The following is a 20,506-nucleotide window of genomic DNA, read 5'->3' as shown; positions in this document are numbered from 1 at the left end:
GCGGCGCTCCGCGGGAGTCGGCCCCGATCATAAGCGCAGCCGCGCCCCGCCGCGCATCCGGGGCGCGCGCTCCCGGGCCACTATGACAGCCAGCTCCATACGCTGGCGTACGAGGTCCGGCGGGGGCGGTTGCGCTACACTTGGAGGCTTCGAAAGACACAAGCAATCGCGCGCGTGCGTGCGACCTACGGGAGCGCTATGAACTGGTTGAACGAGGTGCTGCAGAACGATCCGAACCCCACTGAGACCCAGGAGTGGATCGAATCGCTCAAGGCCGTCATCGATGTCGCAGGCCCCGAGCGCGCGCATCAGCTGCTGGAGGACATGGTCGAACTGACCCGCCGCTCCGGCGCCTACCTGCCGTTCTCGCCGACCACCGAGTACGTCAACACCATCGCGCCCGCCAACGAGGCCAAGAGCCCGGGCGATGCGGCCATCGAGTGGAAGATCCGCTCGATCATCCGCTGGAACGCCATGGCCACCGTGGTCCGCGCCAACCGCAAGCCCGGCGACCTGGGCGGCCACATCGCCTCCTTCGCCTCGGCCGCCACCCTGTACGACGTGGGCTTCAACCATTTCTGGCGCGCCCCGTCCGACAAGCACCCCGGCGACCTGCTCTACATCCAGGGCCACAGCGCCCCGGGCATCTACGCCCGCGCCTTCCTCGAAGGCCGCATCAACGAGACCCAGCTCGACCACTTCCGCATGGAAGTGGACGGCCAGGGCATCTCCTCCTACCCGCACCCGTGGCTGATGCCGGACTTCTGGCAGACCCCCACCGTGTCGATGGGCCTGGGCCCGCTCAGCGCCATCTACCAGGCGCAGTTCATGAAATACCTGGAGCACCGCGGCCTGATCCAGAAGTCCGACCGCAAGGTGTGGTGCTTCATCGGAGACGGCGAGAGCGACGAGCCGGAAACCCTGGGTGCCATCGCCCTGGCCGGCCGCGAAGGCCTGGATAACCTGATCTTCGTGGTGAACTGCAACCTGCAGCGCCTGGACGGCCCGGTGCGCGGCAACGGCAAGATCATCCAGGAACTGGAAGGCGTGTTCCGCGGCGGCGGCTGGAACGTCATCAAGCTGCTGTGGGGCGGCTACTGGGACGCGCTGCTGGCGCGCGACACCGACGGCGTGCTGCGCAAGCTGATGATGGAAACCGTCGACGGCGAATACCAGAACTGCAAGGCCTTCGGCGGCGCCTACACCCGCGCCAACTTCTTCGGCAAATACCCGGAAACCGCGGCCATGGTTGCCGGCCTGTCCGACGACGACATCTGGCGCCTGAACCGCGGCGGCCACGACCCGCACAAGGTCTACGCCGCCTACCACCAGGCGGTGAACACCACCGGCATGCCCACCGTGATCCTGGCCAAGACCGTCAAGGGCTACGGCATGGGCTCCTCGGGCGAATCGCTCAACCCCACCCACCAGACCAAGAAGCTGGACGACGACGCCGTGCGCGCGTTCCGCGACCGCTTCAACATCCCGCTCAGCGACAAGCAACTGGCCGACGCCGAACAGGTGCCGTTCTACCACCCCGGCCCGGACTCGCCGGAAGTGCAGTACCTTCAGGAACGCCGCGCCGCGCTCGGCGGCCACCTGCCGCAGCGCCGCCGCAAGGCCGACCAATCGTTCACCGTGCCCGGCCTGGACAAGTACGACCGCCTGCTCAAGTCCAGCGGCGAGCGCAGCTACTCCACCACCATGGCCTTCGTGCAGAGCCTCAACATCGCCCTGCGCGACAAGGACCTGGGCCCGCGCATCGTGCCCATCGTGGCCGACGAAGCGCGCACCTTCGGCATGGAAGGCATGTTCCGCCAGATCGGCATCTACGCCCCGTTCGGCCAGAAGTACAAGCCGGTGGACGCGGACCAGCTGATGTTCTACCGCGAGGACCAGTCCGGCCAGGTGCTGCAGCAGGGCATCAGCGAGCCCGGCGCCATCTCCTCGTGGCTGGCCGCCGGCACCAGCTACTCGGTCAGCAACGTGCCGATGCTGCCGTTCTACATCTACTACTCCATGTTCGGCTTCCAGCGCGTGGGCGACATCGCCTGGCAGGCCGCGGACATGCGCACCCGCGGCTTCCTGCTCGGTGGCACCGCCGGCCGCACCACGTTGAATGGTGAAGGCCTGCAGCACGAAGACGGCTTCAGCCAGGTCATCGCCGGCTCCATCCCCAACGTGCGCAGCTACGACCCCACCTTCGGCTTCGAGGTCACCGTGGTCATGCAGTACGGCATGAAGCGGATGATGCAAGAGCAGGTGGACGAGTACTACTACATCACCCTGATGAACGAAAACTACACCCACCCGGAAATGCCGGCCGGTGCAGAAGAAGGCATCATCAAGGGCATGTACCTGCTGACCGACGCCGGCAAGCCCAAGAAGGGCGAACTGCGCGTGCAGCTGCTCGGCTCGGGCACCATCCTGCGCGAAGCCATCGCCGCGGCGGAGCTGCTGGACAAGGACTTCGGCGTCACCGCCGACATCTGGTCCTGCCCCAGCTTCAACGAACTGCGCCGCGACGGCTTCGACGCCGAGCGCTGGAACCGCCTGCATCCGGAAGGCGAGCAGCGCAAACCGTACGTCACCCAGCTGCTGGAAGGCCGCCAGGGCCCGGTGATTGCGGCAACGGACTATGTGCGGGCCTTTGCTGACCAGATCCGCGCGTTTGTGCCGACGCATTACACCGTGCTGGGTACCGATGGCTTCGGCCGCTCGGATACGCGTGCGAACCTGCGCCGCTTCTTCGAAGTGGACCGGTACTACATCGCGCATGCCGCGATTGCGGCGCTGGCGAAGGATGGCAAGATGACCGGGAAGGATGTGGCTCGGGCGATCAAGCAGTACAAGATTGATGCGGAGAAGGCTAATCCGGTTGGGGTTTGAGCCTGTCTAAAATTAGCGAAGGTAAGGGCGGCCCTAGTGCCGCCCTTATTTTTTTATCAGAATAGGGAATGGATAAATCGAAGGAGCGACGATATGACCGCACCCACGCAGGAGTTCACCGCAAAAAATCTGGGATGGATGCGGCGACATCGTAGGCAGTTCGGACTAAGTGCGGACGAGGGAAAGGTCCCTAGAACCAGAGCGGATTGGGAGGTCTTTCTCGCCGAGCTTGAGCGCAATCTCTCAGATGAGAAATTCTCATTCGATCGGGTTAAGGTTGCAAAAGTTAAGAAAGGGCGGAAGTTTCGGCAAATAGCTTCGACCAAGAGTCTGAACGAGGTTCTAGTGCTTAGGCGCATCAATGAGAACATTCGAAGGGCCTACGGTATAAAGAACCCAAATAGATCTGCCTTGGTAAGCACTATACGACAGGCTATTCAAGAGAGTACACAGAAGTCAATTCTCAGGGTGGACATCAAGTCTTGCTTTGAAAGCATCCCAAAGTCAGTCATGCTAAGACGCCTAGTGGCTGACGGGGTTGTCTCATTTCAGACGGTCTCGTTACTTTCTCGGCTGTTTTTAACGCTAGAGGCTCAAGCTGGATACGAGAGCCGAAAAGGACTGCCGCGAGGGCTCGCGATCAGTAGTACTCTGGCAGAGATTTACTTGTCCGACTTGGAGAGAGAGATTAGATCTCTCCCCGGTGTATATTTAGTAGCTCGCTATGTAGACGACATTGTAGTGATCTCGAGCGAGATTCGGTCTGACCTGTTTGCGAAAGTTCGGAGTGTTGTTAGGACGTCTCGCCTAAAGTTGAATGTGTCGAAGACAAATCACATTACAGTCGCCTGCGACTGTTCCGCTGGCTGTAATCATGGGGTCTTCTGTCCGTGCATTAAGAGATGTGAGTGCAAGCTGGAAACTTGCTTTATGGAGTATCTCGGCTACTCATTTCAATTTAATAGCAGAAACGCGATCTCTGGCGCTAATGTGGTAAAAGTACTTCTCTCAAATCAGAAGATTAAAAAGATCAAATCGCGGATCTTTATTTCATCCAGGGCATATGCAAAAACAGGTAACTTTGAGCTCTATTTAAAGCGCTTGAACTACATTGTAGGCAATCTCCAGCTGATCTCAGAGAGTGGCAATAGAGGGCTGTCAACTGGCTTGGCTTACACTCATTCCGAATATAGTCTGGCTAGGGAGCAAGATGCTTCGGAGGGTGGAAGTCTTACGTCATTAAATGATTTTCTTCATGGATCCATTCGATTTAGTTTAAAGTTGCGGCCACAACCCCCCTCCTTGGCGAAGCAGGCGTTCAAATACGATTTTCTTTGCGGATACTTCTCTCGTCGAAGAGTGAAGCTCTCGCGTGACGAGATCGGGATTATAACGGAGTGTTGGCGAAATGTCTAAGATGAAGAAGGGCTTATCGAGAAAGCATGTCGCCCGAGTCATTCTAACAGACGCGCTTCCCTATGAGCTCCCAATCTACTTTAGTAACTATTTGCTATATATACGCCTGCAATCTAACGGTGGCGCTCATAAGCTGGTTGAGAAATTATTGGAGCACGGGAGTGAGACAATGCCGTGCAAATTTTCCATCTCTAAGCGCCCTGCTGGTACAAGAGAGCTAGCACTTATCCATCCTGCTGTGCAGAGTAAAGTGGTGAACTTCTATCGCCAGTATGATGGATTTATTTCACAACTCTGTTCGCGAAGTTCATTTTCACTTCGATACCCGCTTCGTCCAGCCAGTCGATTTTTTGAGTCAAGATATAAAGACGATTCTGAGTCTAGTGAGGTGGAGCTGGATGATGTGGATTTTAACCCGCAATCTGAATTTGCATCATCGTACTTCGCATATCGAAAATATTCGCAGGTCTATAAGTTCTTCGACTCAGAGGAGTTCATAAGGCTTGAGCAGCGATATGTATATCTTTTGCGAATTGATATATCGAAGTGTTTTGCTTCAATTTATACGCATTCGGTTGCGTGGGCAGTTCGTGGAAAGCAGTTTGCGAAAGAGCAAAAATCGAGGAGGAAAGTCACGTACTTTGAGGATGCCTTCGATACCCTGATGAGAGATGCAAACTGGGGTGAGACTAGTGGCATAATCGTGGGGCCGGAATTTAGTAGAATATTTTGTGAGGTTGTCCTCCAGGGCGTTGATGTGCGAGTGACTAGCCGTCTGTCGGGTGATGTCGAAGTAAAACGTTATATGGATGATTACTTCATATTTGCTGCATCTGAGGACGCGGCGATATCTGCGGAAGCGGTAATTGCTGAGGAACTTGCTAAGTTCAACCTCTATCTAAATGAGGGAAAGAGGAAGCTCGAACACCGTCCACTAGTCTCCGCGCTGAGCGTCGCACGTCTTGAGGTAAATGATCTATGCGCAAATATTCTGGTGGGACTACGGCGACTCATTTCACTCAAGTCTGTGGAAGTGGGGGCTGAAGGCATTGTGCCTGTGAGCGATGCGGTAGCACCATTGGATGCGGAGAGTGCTGATAAGCTGATTCGGCGGATACGAGCGATTGCGAAGCAGCACGGCGTTGAGTACTCAGGGCTTGCAGCGCCAGCGCTTGCGGTCATTGGTAGAGGATTAAATGCTACTTACTCTAGTCTTGCTGCGAGTAAGGGAATACTTCAGAATGAAAATTCCGCAAGTATCCAAAGGTATCTCGCCAAGATAATTAGGGTGGCTGAATTTTTCTATGTTGCAGATGTGAGATCATCCACTTCTAATAAGATTGCTCGGGTATTTCTTGAGATTGCTGCAATTTGTGAAGTGGGTAAGCTGGGTAGATCCTTTGTTGAGCTTCAAATGCTGTATGTCGTCAGAAAAGCGATGGGAATATGGAAGTCAGCAACCTTAATCGACATCGTAAACGCTGTAGTCGCGGTTCAACTTGTGTCGTCGGACGGGCGCGGATTAGAGGGTATCGACATCGATGCTGTGTTATCGAGGCATGTCAATTCCAATGGTGATGGGGTTGAATATCTCAAGTTTGTGCTAGGCATCTTTCTCTGCGCCGACAGACCTAGCCTGAAAAAGCTTAAGCTTCGTTTAGCGGATGAAGTTATTGCTTCACTCCAAGCTCCATCGGCGCTCAATCTTAATGACGCTTCAGTTGCCTATTTGTTGCTTGATATTTTGGTTTGCCCATACTTGGATGTCTCTGTGCGGGCTAATCTTTATAAGTTCGTCTCACTGCGGCTGTTCTCACCTAATGCGATTACAGATGCTGAGGCAAGGGGCGAGCTAACTAAGCTATCAAAGTCAGTTCACTTTACGGATTGGAATGCTACTTCGGGAGACCTGCGTCGACTGAGAGCGCTACTTAGAAAGGGCGAGTTGCGCCTTGCGTACGATTGATGAATAATCACAGCGCAGGCCACGGGAGCATTGATCCGTCTGCCTATGGTTGGATCGGTAGGTGGGACGCTCAGAATGCAGCTTCGAGTCGGACCGGCAGGCGAATCCGTTTTCTGGACTGGCCGGCAGGTTAAAGGGGATGCGATATGGTGTCTCAAGTCCATGACACGACAGTCATACCGAGACAAGAGACTGCTGCAGTGATGTTTGCTGCAGAAGCCACACACACAAGCTCCTTGTGGCCTGCTTCTTTTTGAAATAGCGAGGTTAGATTGACTTATTAGTGGGCGGCCATGGTCAGTGTGTGGGCCAGGAGCAAAGGGTACGGAGGTAATTAAGCCGACAGCTCCCATGTTCAGGCCGCACGAGGTCCATCTGAGCCTTGGCGGGGAACTGCAGATTGGGCTCAGGCCTGCGGCACTTGGCTATGCAAATAGCCAAGCACCAGAAGGCGAAGACGCGGTATGGCGGCACCTCACGCAGGAGTACGCCTGGGAGAGCCACACTCTCAGACAATGGAAGAACGTGCTAACGCCCAGTCGCGCGCCGTGCACATACCGGGACGAAGGGGGATTAATTACCTCCGTCCCGCTGGTTCGAGGTCTTCATTTGGCCGGTCCCGCTTTCGCAAGGACTGCGCGTCCCGGAAATCCGCGACCTGCTGCAACAGCTCAGGGGGCACAGGTAGGCAGCAAGTCGGCCAGGCCATCTCAAACATCCTGTCTACGAGGCCGCGTGACAGTAGCTGGGAAGCCGAGCGATGATGTGCTCCTTGCGCCCTGAATAGTATCCTGAAACTGGTTGGCCTGAACAGGTAATCGCCATGCGCTATGCCCTCGTTATTGAGAAAACGCGTAACAACTACTCTGCCTACGTGCCTGATCTACCGGGTTGTGTGGCTACGGGCGAGAGTGCAACAGAGGTGGAAGGGTTGATCCGCGGAGTGATCGAACTACATCTGGCGGGTATGCGCGAGGATGGGGGAGCGATTCCGCTGCCGTCGAGTCAGATCGAGTATGTGGATGTGGCGATGTAATGGGTTAGGGTCCGTGCGCTATAAACGCGCATAACAAGAAATAATAGTATTGATCTAGCTTATGTGGTTTGAATCTATCGAAAATTTTAAGGAATCAATGCGGTATGGATGTTAGATTCTTAAAAATTGGGCGTTCGGCATCCAGTCCGTCAGGACTTAAGGGTTGTTTTACTTTGAGAGAGGATGGTTGGGATGACTATTCTTTCAAAACGATGTTTAGGCTTGCCTTCTATGACTCATCTGGCAACTATCTAGAAATTGGTGAGGTTAAGATCGGGTACCAAGGGCAGGTGCATGGTTGGACGTCAGAGAAGATTCCTCAAAGCTTCGAGGCATTGCCGTCTGAGTTCTTTTCTATTGGGCAAAGTACTCAGTACTATGAAACGATAAGAGGGTTGCCGAATTTTTCGCCGATTTGGCTCGAGCGCCTCGGTGATCTAGCTGCGCTTCCTCAGCGTAGGTTGGTGGCGTACGAGCAAAAGGTATTTGTTGATTCGCTGACTAGGACAGTAAGTGTTGCCGTCATTGAGCAGCAGTTTGCCAGAATCTTGGCCGGGATGGCTGCGCTGACTGCATACGATTTTGAGTTTATTCGCGAACCAAGTGATCTGCTATCTGGAGTATCGCTTAGGTTTCAGGTTGCACCAGAGTCCAAGCCTCCCTCCAACATTCACGTGCTTATTGGTAGGAACGGTGTTGGAAAGACAAAGATTTTAAATGGAATGATCGCTGGTGCTCTAGTGCTGTCGCCTGGTTCCGCTGAGGATGGTCGATTTTTCGGACATGTCGGCTGGTCTGTGACGCCCATAGATGAAAAATACTTTAGCGGCATAGTTTCCGTCTCGTTCAGCGCCTTTGATCCATTCAATCCGCCGCCAAACAATATGCAGCGAGATGCGGGGATTCGGTACTCTTATATAGGGTTGAAAGACAATACGAGTAGCGAAAACAATTCAACCCCGCGCGACATGAAGAATCTGGCTAAGGACTTCTTTGAAAGTCTGATGGTTTGCATGAGCCAAGAAAAAAAGAGCGGCCAGTGGTTGAGGTGCATTTCTATTCTTGAGTCCGACCCCAACTTTGCGGAAATGGGGCTTTCAGCACTTTCTGAAGTAAAGCGTGAACATGAATCTAAAGTCGTAGAGTTTTTCCATGAAAAAATGAGCTCTGGACATGCGATTGTACTGCTCATCATGACGAAGCTTGTCGAGTCCGTAGGGGAGAAAACTCTTGTTCTCATTGACGAGCCAGAGAGTCATCTACACCCTCCGCTTCTTTCTGCTTTCACGCGAGCACTATCTCAGCTTCTTTCCTCTGAAAACGCCGTAGCAATCGTTGCGACTCATTCTCCAGTATTGCTTCAGGAGATTCCTCGGCAATGCGCATGGATTCTATCGCGGTCACGTCTGATCAGTGATGTGGATAGGCCTTCAATCGAGACTTTCGGTGAAAACATAGGCGTGTTAACGCGAGAGGTTTTTAAGTTTGAAGTATCTAAGTCAGGGTTTCACGCACTCTTGGCTGAATCGGTTGCCAGAGGAGGGGGGTTCGCAGAAATCATGGATCAATATGGGAGGGAGCTTGGCATGGAAGGTCAGGCCATTCTGATGTCTATGATCCGGTCGCGTGATGAAGGGTAATTTTTATGCGTCAGGTGGATATCTATAGCAAGACATTTTCCGATGTGTACAAAAGCTGCGTCGCAGGCGTAAGTGATCTTGTAAAAGCGGGCAACTACAATGCGGCATTGGCTGGGCTGCAAGTTGAAAACGCTAACTATGAGATTTTAGCGCGGGCCTCAAATCTGTATCTCATTCCTGCTGTAAAATCTCGATTGAAAGATGTTGTGCGAGTGGCGTTGACCCGAAAAGATCTTAAGGATCTATATGAGGTCAATATGGTTGGTCAACGTCAGGCTGCGCGAGATCACTATGACCAGATCCTTCTGTCGCCTCCGTATAAGAAGTGCCCATATTGTAGCCTGGGGCAGGCGACGACCCTGGACCACTATCTACCAAAATCAAGATTTCCTCAGTTCTCTGTTTCGGTGGCAAATCTCGTTCCTTCTTGCAGGGACTGCCAGTCCAAGAAAGGAAGGGATTATGCTGTAAATAAAACTACCCAGACACTTCATCCCTATTTCGATAGTCCGGTCTTTTTTAATCAGCCTTGGTTACGGGCTAGGCTATTACGTGCGCCTACAATGAGTATTGAGTTTTATGTGGATCCTCCTGCGCTTTGGCCAAGCGCGATGAAAGCCAGGGTCGAAGCGCACTTTGCCGCCCATCATCTGGCTAAGCGATTCGCAATCGAGGCGGCGTGTGAACTCGTATCGGTCAACGAAACCGTCGCAGATCTAAGGGCGGCTGGTCAATTCATGGGCATTGAAATAATACTTCGGCTGCAGGCAAAAGGGCATGCTCGAAACTGCGTCAACTCGTGGCAGTCTGCATTTTACAATGCACTTGCGGACGACAGTTGGTATTGCACTGCGCCAGTGATTTGATGCTTTTCGCTATTGACAGGCCACGCATCGCGGTAGCACTCTATACATCAAGGAGCGTCGAAACTCCCCACACAGCGGTACCCACCTCCGACAAACCGGTGGGTTTTTTGTGCCCGATCCTCGGGCGCAAGCCGACGCGATGCCTGCGTCGGGAGGGCGGCTAATACAACACCCTTCGGGGGAATACGCCCGCCGGCTGTGTGCGGTTTCGAACCTCCCGACTTCCCGTCCGCCATGCCTGGCGGGCGGACCCTTCATGGAACGAGGAGGCAACGATGGCGTACGACCGTTTGGACGATGAAACCATGCCCGGCTATTTCCTTCCGGAGGAGAGCCAGTTCCGGCTGGTCAAGCTGCGCGATCACGTGAGGTTCCTGGTCCGGCTGGCGCAGCCGCGCACGCCGGACGAGGAGCGTGCCGCCGAGCCCAAGGTGCGCATGGGCGAGCTGGCGGTCTGTCTGGAGCTGTTGGCCGACCAGGTGGAGCTGGTGCTGGACGCGCTGTCCTATCCCGCGCAGCGGACCGACCCGACGCACGGCGCCTGGCCCGATGCCCCCATCGAGGTGGCGCCGGACGCGGCCGGCGGCGCCTTCCGCGTCACGCTGGCGCAACTCGATCAGCTCAACCTGCTGGCCGAGACCGTCTCGGCCCATGCCCGGGTGGTGGCGGCCGGCGATGCAACCGCGCGCGCCGGCCAGGCATTGCCAGCGGTGGGCGACACGCTCTGCGAGGCAGCGAACGCGATGCGGGCGCTGCTGCTGCAGATCGAGCGCCACCCGCTGCGCGAACCCACGTCCAACGGCGTAGGCGAGGAGCGGGCGGTCTATGCGGTGGAGGGGAGCGCGCCGCCTGCGGGAGGCGGGCGGCTGCATTGATCGCGGCCTGGGTGGCATGAGGCCGGGATGCGTCGCTGGAGCGGGCTGGCCTCGTGGTGCGGGGCCGGCCCTGGGAGGCAGCGAGCGTCAGTGCAAGCGGACCCCGGCCGCGTCGCAACGGCGCGGCGCTCCCCACCGGGGGCGCGCGCAGTGTGATTTGTGTCTCACCGACGCCTTGGCGAGCGCCAAGGCGCGCTGCTCGGGCTTGAGCCATGGCAGGGTAGTATGGTATTTCCGTACAGGCGAAGTTGCGCTATCTGTAACGTCAGGGAGTGATGCGATGCGGTCACTGATCGTGGTGGGCGACATGACAAGCGGTGGCGGCAGCGTCGTCAGCGGCTCGATGGAAACCGACATCGACGGCAGGCCCGTTGCTCGGGTGGGCGACATGGCAAACTGCCAGCTGCACAAGGGCGCGTTCCCCATCGTTTCCGGCGACCCCACGCTCATCGTCGAGGGGCAGCCTGTGGCGCGCCATGGCGACAGATTGGCATGCGGCTGCCAGGTTCTTGCCCATCGACAGTCTCATGTCTTGATCGATGCAGGGGCGGCAGTCGCGAGCGCCGCACTATCCGCCGTGCCGCAAGCATCTTCCGCCGCCTCGATTGCCGAGCCAGCGACCACCGCAGTGTGCGAAGAGTGCCTGCGTGCCGCCGCCAGGAAGGGCGCGGCCTTTCTGGTGCGTTGAGCCATGCACCGCTACGTCATTGTCGATTGCGCCGTCCGCCACGATGCGGCCAAAACCCTGCGTTTCTACGCGGAGCAATTACCGCACCGCGCGTTGTTCCAGGGCCAACCCGAAGCCAAACACGCTCACGCTGGCCCCTGGCTAGTGCAGGTGGATCACAGCAACGCGCTCCACGGCTGGCTCAACGCGCTCGACGGCACCTGCGCGCCGTGCGTCACCTATCTGGCCGCGTCGGTTGGCTTTGAGGCGGTATTCACGCACCTGCAGTCGTTGCTGGATATGAAACTGTCCGACGGGTCAAGCGCGCTGCTGCGCTTTTACGACCCGCGCGTGATGGGGCAGTTGCAAAAAGTGCTGACAGAAGAACAATTCTGCTCGATCATTGCCCCCTTTACGGAGTGGCGCACCCGCCAGGGATGGTGTTCGAATGCCCAGCATTGAATTAACTGCTGAGCAGGAAGCATTGCTACGCTTGCCAGAGCCCGAGGGCTTTACCCAGCGCCTGGCGAAGGAGATCCGCCGCGATGTTCCCAAGGATGTGGCCCACCTCACCGACGTGCAGTTACTCGAAGCCACCCGAACGTCATACGACTTCGCCGCGTACGAACTGCACATCACCCGCATCCCGACGCTGGTGCACTGGGTCAAACTGGATGCGTCGTGCGATGGCGTGCTGCGCCGGAACCCGGCCCTGGTATTGAAGATCCGCACCGCCCAAGCCCCAAGCCTGGCGGCAGAGGACATGCTGTCGATCCTGCTTGCGCAGACCAACTGGAGCAACTGACATGGCAACCGCAATCCCCGCCGGTGGCCGGCTGCTTGGCGAAGTGGTCAGGGGCCTGATCAACGCCGAAAAGCTCCGCAGGTTGGCCCAGGCGATTCCCCAGGAGCAAACCAAAGAAGGCGATTGCGCCGGCGAGAAGGACGAGACGCAGTGCAACCAATGCAAGTTGCACACTGGCGTGTTGCTGCCCGCCAAGCCGCGTCGTGCCATTCGCAAGCAAAACAAGATCAACTGGGACTACCAGCTTTACATCGCAAATATGAACGCTAGTCCGGAGAGATTCGTCTACTGCGACAAAGACACCGGCCAGCCGCTCGGTGACTTTGATTTTTCCCTCGCTGCGCGCGCCATCAACGCGGTAAAAGGAGTGCCTCAGCCAAATCCCGAACAGCTGAATCTAACGGAATGGCTTTACAGCGGCGTATGGTTCGATGGTTTCTGGAGGGATAAATGCACGGTTGTTGATGCAAAGGGGCAGTACAAGCAGTTTTTAGATGAAGACAATGAACCGAATAAAGGCTTCCCTGCGATAAAAATGTTTCCCGAGATGATTCAGGAATCCGCAAGTCAGAATAGCGCCATCAATGATGCGCGTCCTCAGGCTAGCCTCGAATGGCATTTCTTGCAGATTGAGCTATGGTCATGGGCACAATCGAATCTACCGGCCTCCGTACGCTGCATTCACACTCCTTGGCTACCGATGGTGGAAGCATGATAAACTCAATCATTTACATGGATGTTCCTTCAATAGGGCTTGATGTTGAGTCCGCGTATGATCGTATAGATTCTCTTGCAAAGCGAATCTCCAATGTTGTGCCCGGAATAACGGAATGGTATGGTCAAATAAATACCCCCGAACAGAAGGCTGCTGAATTCTCTGACCGTACGCTGACGATACACCGGATGACCGAGCGAATGAGGCAGAGCTTAGAGCGGTTTCCAAATCTGACCAAAGGCGCCGAGGTTCACCTCGCCAGCGACAACAAACCGAAGCGAACCCCAGGTCTAGTGGAACTGACCTACATGCCGGCTATCGGTCGGATTACATTGATGATTACCAAGCCTGACGCTGCATTCGGAAGCGCGACAACATCTGTGGTAACCAGGATTTTTCTGGAATTGTTGAAAGAAGAAGACGTGGAGTATGCGTTCGCAGACGTCAAGGACCGGGTTTCCAGTGCGGCTATTCCGGTGACTTACCGCACTAAGTACGCGACATTTCCCCACAGGCGATGTTTGGGGTGGATGTCGTACGTACCAAAAGTGGTAACAAAAGAACAACTACCACTAGCTGCCGACATCATCCCTGCAAAGGGTGGATCGATCATCGTTGCGGTGAACGAACCGTTCGACTTGGCGAACAAGGAGCACATCAAGCGCGCCAACCAGATCGAGATGGACATGAACGACCTGGGCTTGCTTGCGGTGACCGATCCGACGTTCTAGGGACGGTTGACCGCACGGTATGCCGCGGGTTTCAGAACCGCGACGCGTCGCTGTTTTAGTGTGGTGAGAGCCCTTGTTGCGCCTTGCGGGAATGGCCGTAGCGCGTGAGCCGAGTAGCGAAAAACAGCATGATCTTGGAGGCACTCCGTGTCAGGACATCACGACTTTATTTTTCCAAAGCATCCGCATTTGCCAGCACCTGACTGGAAGAAGCTCGAACAACGCCTCTTGGACGAAGGGTGGGTGATCCCCGCCGTAGGTCGTGATGTACCTGAAATAGCACTACGGGATCTCCACTTCAGCCTGGGTCGGCTTTCAGAACGGCATTTTGACTTCGATCCCACGTGGCGTACGACCGGCGATCTGATTGCCGCCCACGTCGCGGCGCGTGCGCTGCCGAACGATGTACCCGTCATACACGATCAAACAGTGGCCCAGGCAGTTGCAATGCTTGAGTGCCACGGGATAGCGCTGACCGATTGGCAGTGCTTTGATGCAGCATCAAGCACGTGGTGCTGCGCGCAATACCGGCCGGGTCCGGAGTTCATTCGCTTCCTGGACCGCGAAATTTTTGATCCAGGACGGGACACGCTAGCCATGATGCTGCTGGAGTTCGACGGCGACCATCCCTTTGTATCGGCTGGGGGAAACACATTTGAACCGCGACTGCCTGGCTCCGGGGAGGAGCTGGTGGAGCTGGCCAGTGAGCATATACTGCTGATATCGATAAGCCCGCCACTCCCCATCAGCCGAAACATCGAGAGGATCGAGTAGATAGTAGTCATCATGACTGCTTGGTCGTGAGGTAAGCTGAGGTAATGAATCCAGCTCGAGGTGGAACAAGCGAAAAATCGACTCCTGTGAGATTGAGTGTTTCGCATTGCTGGCGAGTGGAAACCGCCGGAATAGTGGCCTCGGCTTTGGAGCTGAACCGGGGCGCCGCCGTCGCCCTGTGCGTCGCATTAAGTAGACAATTACTGTGGCGAGATTCCGATCCCGCCCCCTGCGTACCCATTGTGGCGCCGAGCTCGCAGGGTTTCGGGCTATGGGCCAATCTCGATCGATTCAGTCTTGAGTCATTTTAAGTTCAGGTTTTTATGCCGGCTGTCGCGCTATAACGGAACCGTTTGTTCCCCATGGAAGAATCGAACAATGTGGCTCCCCACTGCAGCTACAGCGCTCTCCGCTTTGCTGGAACGCCAGACCTCGCGGTTGATGCGACTCAGCTTTCCAAACGACGACGGTCCTTCCGCGGTCCTGCTCCCTGAGAAGCTGGTTGCAGACGAGGCGGTGTCCCGGGATTTCGAGTACACGTTGACGCTCCTCTCCGAGGACGCAGCAATCCCCGCCAAGTCGCTGATAGGCAAGATGGCCACCATCGAGTTGGTGCGCCGGGACGGCGGCCCTCGCTACTTCAACGGCTACGTATTCGAGTTCGGGCGCACCGGCACAGACGGTGGCATTGCGCACTACCGCATGGTGCTGCGCCCGTGGATGGCGTTTCTGCGGTCGCGTCAAAATAGCGGCCCTTTGCACCAGAAAACCGTCGCTGCGCTTACCGACGAGATACTCGGCCGCTACCGCTTCCACGATTATCGCCTGCAAGTTGGGGCGACCTCCGATGCGACGCAGACCGAGGCAATGCAGTGGCAGGAATCCGATGCGAACTTCCTGCATCGTTGGTGGGAGACGCGAGGCTGGTACTACGGCTACGAGCATCGAGCAGATGGCCATACCCTGGTGCTTTGCGACGATTCCAAACAGGCGGCACCGATCGATGGGGTGCCGCGCATTCGCTATTTCACCGAGGGCGGCCCCGACGATGACGACGCGATCGCCGAATGGTCGCCCGCGCGCCGGCTGGCCCCCACACGCTATGCGGTGTCGAGCTTCGACTTCAAGAATCCGCATCGACCCTCAGCGGCAAGTATCGCCACAGTGAACCAGCAGGGCGACGTGCCGGAGCTGGAGATCTACGAAGATACCGGCGCCTACGGGTTCCGGACCGTAGCGGAGGGCGAGGAACGCGCGAAGCTGAGCCTGGAAGAGATCGAGGCCAAGGCCAAGCACTACGAGAGCCGCGGTAACGCGGCCCGTTTGCAGCCCAACCGCTACTTCGATCTGATCGAGCATTTCGAACACGATCGTGATCCAGAAGAGGATCGCAGATTTTTCGTTGTCAGCGTGCGCCATGAAGTCGTCAACAATCACCTAGTCGATGAGCCTGCCCGCTACAGCAATTCCGCTGTTGCCGTTCGGCAGAAAGTGCCGTGGCGACCAGGGCGCGGCTACAACAGCGTCATGCCGCGGGTCTATGGCCTGCACACCGCGCTGGTCGTGGGTCCCGCCGGGGAAGAAATCGACTGCGATGAGTATGGTCGCGTCCTGGTGCAATTCCACAACGACCGCGTGGGTGACTACAACGAGAAAAGTTATTGCCGCGTGCGGGTGGCCACACCTATGGCCGGCGACCGCTTCGGCTTCGTGGCAATTCCGCGCATTGGACAGGAGGTGATTGTTCAGTTCCTGGACGGGCATCCGGATCGTCCTCTGATCACCGGATTGGTTCCCAATCAGGAGCAGATGCCGCCGTGGGAGTTGCCGGCGAACAAGACTCAAACCGGTTTCCTGACCCGTTCCAGCCATGGGGGTGAATACGAGAACGCGAACGCATTCCGCTTCGAGGACAAGAAGGGTGATGAGGAGGTCTGGCTGCATGCCGAGAAAGACCAGCGGATCGAGGTCGAGCACGATGAATCGCATTGGGTGGGGAACGACCGCAAGAAGACCATTGATCGCGACGAGAACGTACAGGTCAAACGCCACCGTACCGAGCGCGTGGACCACAACGAGACGATTTCCATCGGCGATAACCGCACCGAGGACGTCGGGCGCAACGAAACCATCTCCATCGGCGACAACCGTAGCGTGACCATCGGCGGCAACAAGACCGAGACCATCGCGCTGGCCAAGGCAGAGACGATCGGCCTGGCGAAGGCGCTGACCATCGGTGCCGCCTACCAGACCAGCGTGGGTGCGGCGATGAACACGACCGTTGGGTTGTCGCAGAGCGAACAGATTGGGCGCAACAAATCCACGCTTGTCGGTAAGACCTACGAAATCAAGGCGGGAGACGAGTTCAAGGTGACGGTGGGCAAGTCCACGCTGGTGATGAAGTCCGACGGCACAGTGCTGATCAACGGAACCCAGTTCAAGTTCGCCGCCAGCGGACCGGTGCAAATCATAGGTAAGGACGTGGACATCAACTGACAGCTGGAGGCTGATGCACGTGGAGTTCCGCAACCTCACCCCATTCGACGGATTGTGCTTTCCGACAATCGACCGTGACGGTCGTCGGAACCGCGTGTTCGTAATGAAGGCTGGATATCGGCTTCGGCCCCGCGCCGGAGGACAGGTGTCGCTCCAAGTTATCGACGACGAACCGCTGCCCTTGTGTCTCGCTGATTCCTACTATGGTGAGCCCGGGACGTCGAGCGTATGTGCTGAGAGTGATCTGGCGCCCGGTAAGCCCCGATGCGACGTGGTGATTGTCGGCTCCAGTTACGCGCCGCGGGGCCAGCCTTCGCCGCACTGGCTAGCGAGGGTGCGCGTCAGCCGCCCCTTGCCGCCGGTTTCACCGCCGGAAATTCCTCTGCCTTACGGTCTGGCACCAAACATGCTCCCTAGCTCGGCGCAACTGGAACAGTGGCGACGCGAGGTGACCCGGGCTGAGCAAGCGTGGTCGGCACGTACAACGCACGAGGCCCTACTGGACAAGACGCTTCGTATCCATGGACCTCGCCACTTCAAAAAGGCAATGTTCAATCGTTGGCAGGTGTCCGACGCTGAACCGGTCATCGAAGCGCCCCTGCGCTGGGAAGAGGCATGGGGCGGTCGCTCGACAGTTTCGTCTCACTCCACAATACCCGGCGATTCTTCCTATGCCCTGGATGAAGTGTGTTTCAGCAACCCGCTTGGACGGGGCTGGCTCGAAGAGCGGCAACTCAAATTAGCTTCGAAGGACAGTCCGTTATCCGTGGCGGATGGCATGCCGGCCCCGCGGTTCGAGTATCCGCAAGCCCCCATCAGTGCACCGTCTATTGCCACGCATCCCGAGCCCCCTCTTGACGCCCTGACGATGGCAGAGATCGCCTCGGGCTACGGAGTCACACCAGCGGGCTTCGGTTGGGTAGGGCGTAGCTGGGCTCCCAGGCTGGCGCGGGCGGGCCGGTACGACGAGCATTGGCTGGAATCTCGGTGGCCGCAGCTGCCTGAGAGCTTTGACGCCGGGTACTGGAACGGCGCCCCGGACGACCAGCAGATAGTCTTTCCTCCCACGGACGCACGGATCGAATTGTGGCACTTGCTGCCGCCGGATTTTTCCGATCGGGAGGGCTTGGCTGTTATCGATTTGCCGGGACATCGACCCTTCGTGCTGCTGCGATTGCATAATGGCGTGCCGTTGCCCCTACACCTGTCGATCGACACGATGGTCGTAGATACGCAAGCTTTGGTGCTCGCGCTCACCTGCCGCGTTTGCATATCGGAAAACGTCGAGGTCCGCACGGCGGAATTGCGTTTCGAAGTCGATCCCGGTGCGCCTTTGGTGCGAGCAGCACCTATCCCTGTGAGCCTTGAAGAGACCTGAGAATGGCCGAGAACGTCACCGCACGTAAGGAGGCCAACTGGCGAGTGATCAGCACGCTTCCGGATGTGTGTAAGACTCCAATGGGCAGCAGTACGCCGCCCGTACCGTATCCGGTGCTCGCAGAAATCGCGGCAAGCCAACAACCTGCAGGCACCGTTCGCACCAACGGAAATCCCCTGGTTCTGTTTGACGCGAGCTATTTGCCAACGACGGTAGGGGACCAGGCGGGGGTGGCAAAGGGGATTAAAAGCGGCACTGTAGGGGCGAAGTGCTGGCCGAAACAGCGCAGCAGCACGGTGCGTGTGGAAGGCAAGCGCATCATCCGGGTCAATGACCAGTTTTGGATGAACGGTAACTACAGCGCGCCGCCGAGCAAAGCCGAGCGCTGGAAAGGACGGCAAGAACAGATCGCCCAGGCCCGCGAGCGCGCTGGCAAGATGCCACCCGGAGAAGAACGTAATCAGTTGACTAACGCGGCGAATCGTTTCGAGAAAAACAATATCGCGATCGAGCGAGCGAGGCTTTCCCAGAATGTCTACGATCCGTCGCAGCCGCCACCTGAGGGCTGGCGCAACGCGAGTAATGACCCTAAGACACTTGCGGCGATGGGTCTGAAGCCCAGTGACTTGCAGATCCCTGGCTCAGACTTTCGCGCCCAGGTGTATAGCCCGGATCCCGCTGTCTTTGGCAATCAGATCTCGCCGGAAGTTGCGTTCAAGGGCACGGTCAGTGGTGAGGACTGGAGCAACAATCTGTCCCAAGGACTAGACAACAATTCGACCTACTACGAACGTGCCGTGAAGATCGGCGACAAGCTCGGGAAGAGTGGAGCATCGGCTCATCTTGCCGGGCACTCCTTGGGCGGGGGTCTCGCCTCAGCCGCCGCGCGTGCAAGCGGTCTGCCGGCGACAACCTTCAACGCCGCGGGCTTGCATCCTAATACGGTCGCCCGCTACGGTGGCACAGTCACCGATTCAGCTATCGAGGCTTACCGCGTGGATGGCGAGGTACTTACACATGTGCAGGAGGGAGGGTTCTGGGATGGGGGGCCACTTCAGTCGCTTCTCGGTCGCAGCATGCCTGATGCGGTAGGTACGCCCCATGAGATCCCGGGTCATGGCGTCGACCGTATCCGCCGCCATTTCATGAGCCAGGTGGTCGATGGCATCGAGTCCCAGAAGAAGGAGGACCAGGCCATCATAGAAAAATCACTTGCAAAACCCGCACCAGTCCGGAGCTCGGGCGCTTCGGGCTCCTGGTAGGCCTTTGTGATGGGATGGCGCGTATTGCCCGGTTTGTTTCGATGGTTGACCTTGCTGGCGCTGACGATGGCCCTTGCTATTTCAGGATGCGACATGAAGCGCGAAAATCCGGCAGCCTACTTTGATGGCCCCTATCTTCAGGCTGCCCAGGCCATTGAGGACAATGATATGGCGCGTTTGCAAATCCTAGTGCGCAACGGCGTGGTGGTGGATACTCCGGGACGCAAGCAGATGACCTTGCTGTGGTACTCGATGCAACGCGAGAATTTCGATGCGATAACTACCTTGATCCGGCTCGGCTCGGACCCAGACAAACAGGTCGCACAAGGGCTAGGAACCGCGCTCGAAGTAGCGCTCACTCACAAAGATCCGCGATATTTAGACGCTATGTTAGAAGGCGGCCTCTCTCCAAACCTTCAAAGCGAAGATGGGACCACCTTGCTACAGAGGGCTACCCTTGGCCCCAATGCGATTGAGCGGATAAAGTTGCTCGTCATGCGCGGCGCAGACGTCAATTTGCGGGACAAGATTGGCGGCACTGCTCTGGCCGATGCGATCGACGTGCGCAAGCCTGAGATTGCGCTCTACCTGGTCGAGCAGGGGGCAGACGTCAATGCGACCATGACCAATGGCGTCTCGATAGCTTGGGGATTGCAATTCATATTGCAAAGATTGCAGCCAGGCGCCGCATCGGGTGAAGTTACCGACATTACTCTGGATGCCAAAGGTCAGCCGGTCCCTCGCGATACGACACCGCCATCCGTTAGCGAAACCGATCAAGCCAACAATAAGTTGCGGGCCGACTTCGAGCGGCTGCGCGACCTCATGATCGCCAAAGGTGCTCAATTCCCTGCGGAGCCTCCCGCAAAGGTTCGTGAACGAATGAAGGCGCAGGGGCTGGAGGTCGCTGAGTAAGGTTTTAGTCAATTCGACCGCTCGTTAGCCGAATTGAACCGATGAATCGCCGCTTCATTCCCGGTCAGGCAGACC

17 protein-coding genes are annotated in these 20,506 nt (G+C 57.1%); all 17 read left to right on the top strand.

What is annotated here, in order from left to right:
* The first annotated feature begins 198 nt into the window (after positions 1-198).
* The 17 genes from aceE (at position 199) to E4A48_RS15040 (ending at position 20,431) form a co-directional block, all read left to right on the top strand.
* A complete protein-coding gene (gene aceE / locus E4A48_RS15125; RefSeq protein WP_142742707.1) occupies positions 199-2,889 on the top strand; it encodes a pyruvate dehydrogenase (acetyl-transferring), homodimeric type in 2,691 nt (896 codons plus the stop codon).
* Between the two features lie 93 nt (positions 2,890-2,982).
* Positions 2,983-4,305 carry an antiviral reverse transcriptase Drt3a gene (drt3a, locus tag E4A48_RS21630; protein ID WP_142742706.1) on the top strand — a complete coding sequence of 441 codons (1,323 nt, stop codon included), beginning with the start codon at positions 2,983-2,985 and terminating at the stop codon, positions 4,303-4,305.
* Positions 4,298-6,271, top strand: a complete 1,974-nt coding sequence (drt3b, locus tag E4A48_RS15115; RefSeq protein ID WP_142742705.1) for an antiviral reverse transcriptase Drt3b — start codon at positions 4,298-4,300, stop codon at positions 6,269-6,271. Before drt3a ends, drt3b begins: the two co-directional genes overlap by 8 nt.
* 823 nt (positions 6,272-7,094) lie before the next feature.
* A complete protein-coding gene (locus E4A48_RS15110; RefSeq protein ID WP_142742704.1) occupies positions 7,095-7,307 on the top strand; it encodes a type II toxin-antitoxin system HicB family antitoxin in 213 nt (70 codons plus the stop codon).
* A gap of 104 nt (positions 7,308-7,411) precedes the next feature.
* Positions 7,412-8,947, top strand: coding sequence for an AAA family ATPase (locus E4A48_RS15105; RefSeq protein ID WP_142742703.1), 1,536 nt, complete (start codon positions 7,412-7,414; stop codon positions 8,945-8,947).
* Positions 8,948-8,952: 5 nt separating this feature from the next.
* Positions 8,953-9,813 carry an HNH endonuclease gene (locus E4A48_RS15100; protein ID WP_142742702.1) on the top strand — a complete coding sequence of 287 codons (861 nt, stop codon included), beginning with the start codon at positions 8,953-8,955 and terminating at the stop codon, positions 9,811-9,813.
* Between the two features lie 275 nt (positions 9,814-10,088).
* The gene (locus tag E4A48_RS15090; protein ID WP_142742701.1) at positions 10,089-10,688 is read left to right on the top strand and encodes an XAC0095 family protein; all 600 of its coding nucleotides are present in this window, start codon (positions 10,089-10,091) and stop codon (positions 10,686-10,688) included.
* 280 nt (positions 10,689-10,968) lie between these two features.
* Positions 10,969-11,376, top strand: a complete 408-nt coding sequence (locus E4A48_RS15085) for a PAAR domain-containing protein (protein ID WP_142742700.1) — start codon at positions 10,969-10,971, stop codon at positions 11,374-11,376.
* A 3-nt stretch (positions 11,377-11,379) separates the two neighbouring features.
* The gene (locus tag E4A48_RS15080) at positions 11,380-11,817 is read left to right on the top strand and encodes a DUF4123 domain-containing protein (RefSeq protein WP_142742699.1); all 438 of its coding nucleotides are present in this window, start codon (positions 11,380-11,382) and stop codon (positions 11,815-11,817) included.
* Entirely contained in the window at positions 11,804-12,160 is a 357-nt protein-coding gene (locus E4A48_RS15075; protein WP_260607968.1) for a hypothetical protein, read from the top strand. The genes E4A48_RS15080 and E4A48_RS15075 overlap by 14 nt, the downstream gene beginning before the upstream one ends.
* A gap of 1 nt (position 12,161) precedes the next feature.
* Positions 12,162-12,875 (top strand): Tox-REase-5 domain-containing protein, encoded by a 714-nt coding sequence (locus E4A48_RS15070; RefSeq protein WP_142742698.1) that lies wholly within the window; start codon positions 12,162-12,164, stop codon positions 12,873-12,875.
* Positions 12,872-13,606, top strand: coding sequence for an immunity 52 family protein (locus E4A48_RS15065; protein WP_260607967.1), 735 nt, complete (start codon positions 12,872-12,874; stop codon positions 13,604-13,606). Before E4A48_RS15070 ends, E4A48_RS15065 begins: the two co-directional genes overlap by 4 nt.
* 147 nt (positions 13,607-13,753) lie before the next feature.
* Positions 13,754-14,380: a hypothetical protein gene (locus E4A48_RS15060; RefSeq protein ID WP_142742697.1), complete on the top strand. Its 627-nt coding sequence runs from the start codon at positions 13,754-13,756 to the stop codon at positions 14,378-14,380.
* Between the two features lie 378 nt (positions 14,381-14,758).
* Positions 14,759-16,876, top strand: coding sequence for a type VI secretion system Vgr family protein (locus E4A48_RS15055; protein WP_142742696.1), 2,118 nt, complete (start codon positions 14,759-14,761; stop codon positions 16,874-16,876).
* A gap of 13 nt (positions 16,877-16,889) precedes the next feature.
* Positions 16,890-18,254: a DUF2169 family type VI secretion system accessory protein gene (locus E4A48_RS15050; protein WP_142742695.1), complete on the top strand. Its 1,365-nt coding sequence runs from the start codon at positions 16,890-16,892 to the stop codon at positions 18,252-18,254.
* 2 nt (positions 18,255-18,256) lie between these two features.
* A complete protein-coding gene (locus tag E4A48_RS15045; RefSeq protein WP_142742694.1) occupies positions 18,257-19,516 on the top strand; it encodes a PAAR-like domain-containing protein in 1,260 nt (419 codons plus the stop codon).
* Between the two features lie 51 nt (positions 19,517-19,567).
* On the top strand, positions 19,568-20,431 hold the full coding sequence (locus tag E4A48_RS15040) for an ankyrin repeat domain-containing protein (RefSeq protein WP_221887383.1): 864 nt from the start codon (positions 19,568-19,570) through the stop codon (positions 20,429-20,431).
* Positions 20,432-20,506 lie beyond the last annotated feature (75 nt).

It is taken from the genome of Xanthomonas translucens pv. cerealis (genome assembly GCF_006838285.1).
GTDB lineage: Bacteria > Pseudomonadota > Gammaproteobacteria > Xanthomonadales > Xanthomonadaceae > Xanthomonas_A > Xanthomonas_A cerealis.
The sequence above is the reverse complement of the archived record's forward strand: the minus strand, read 5'-3'. Positions and strand labels throughout refer to the sequence as shown.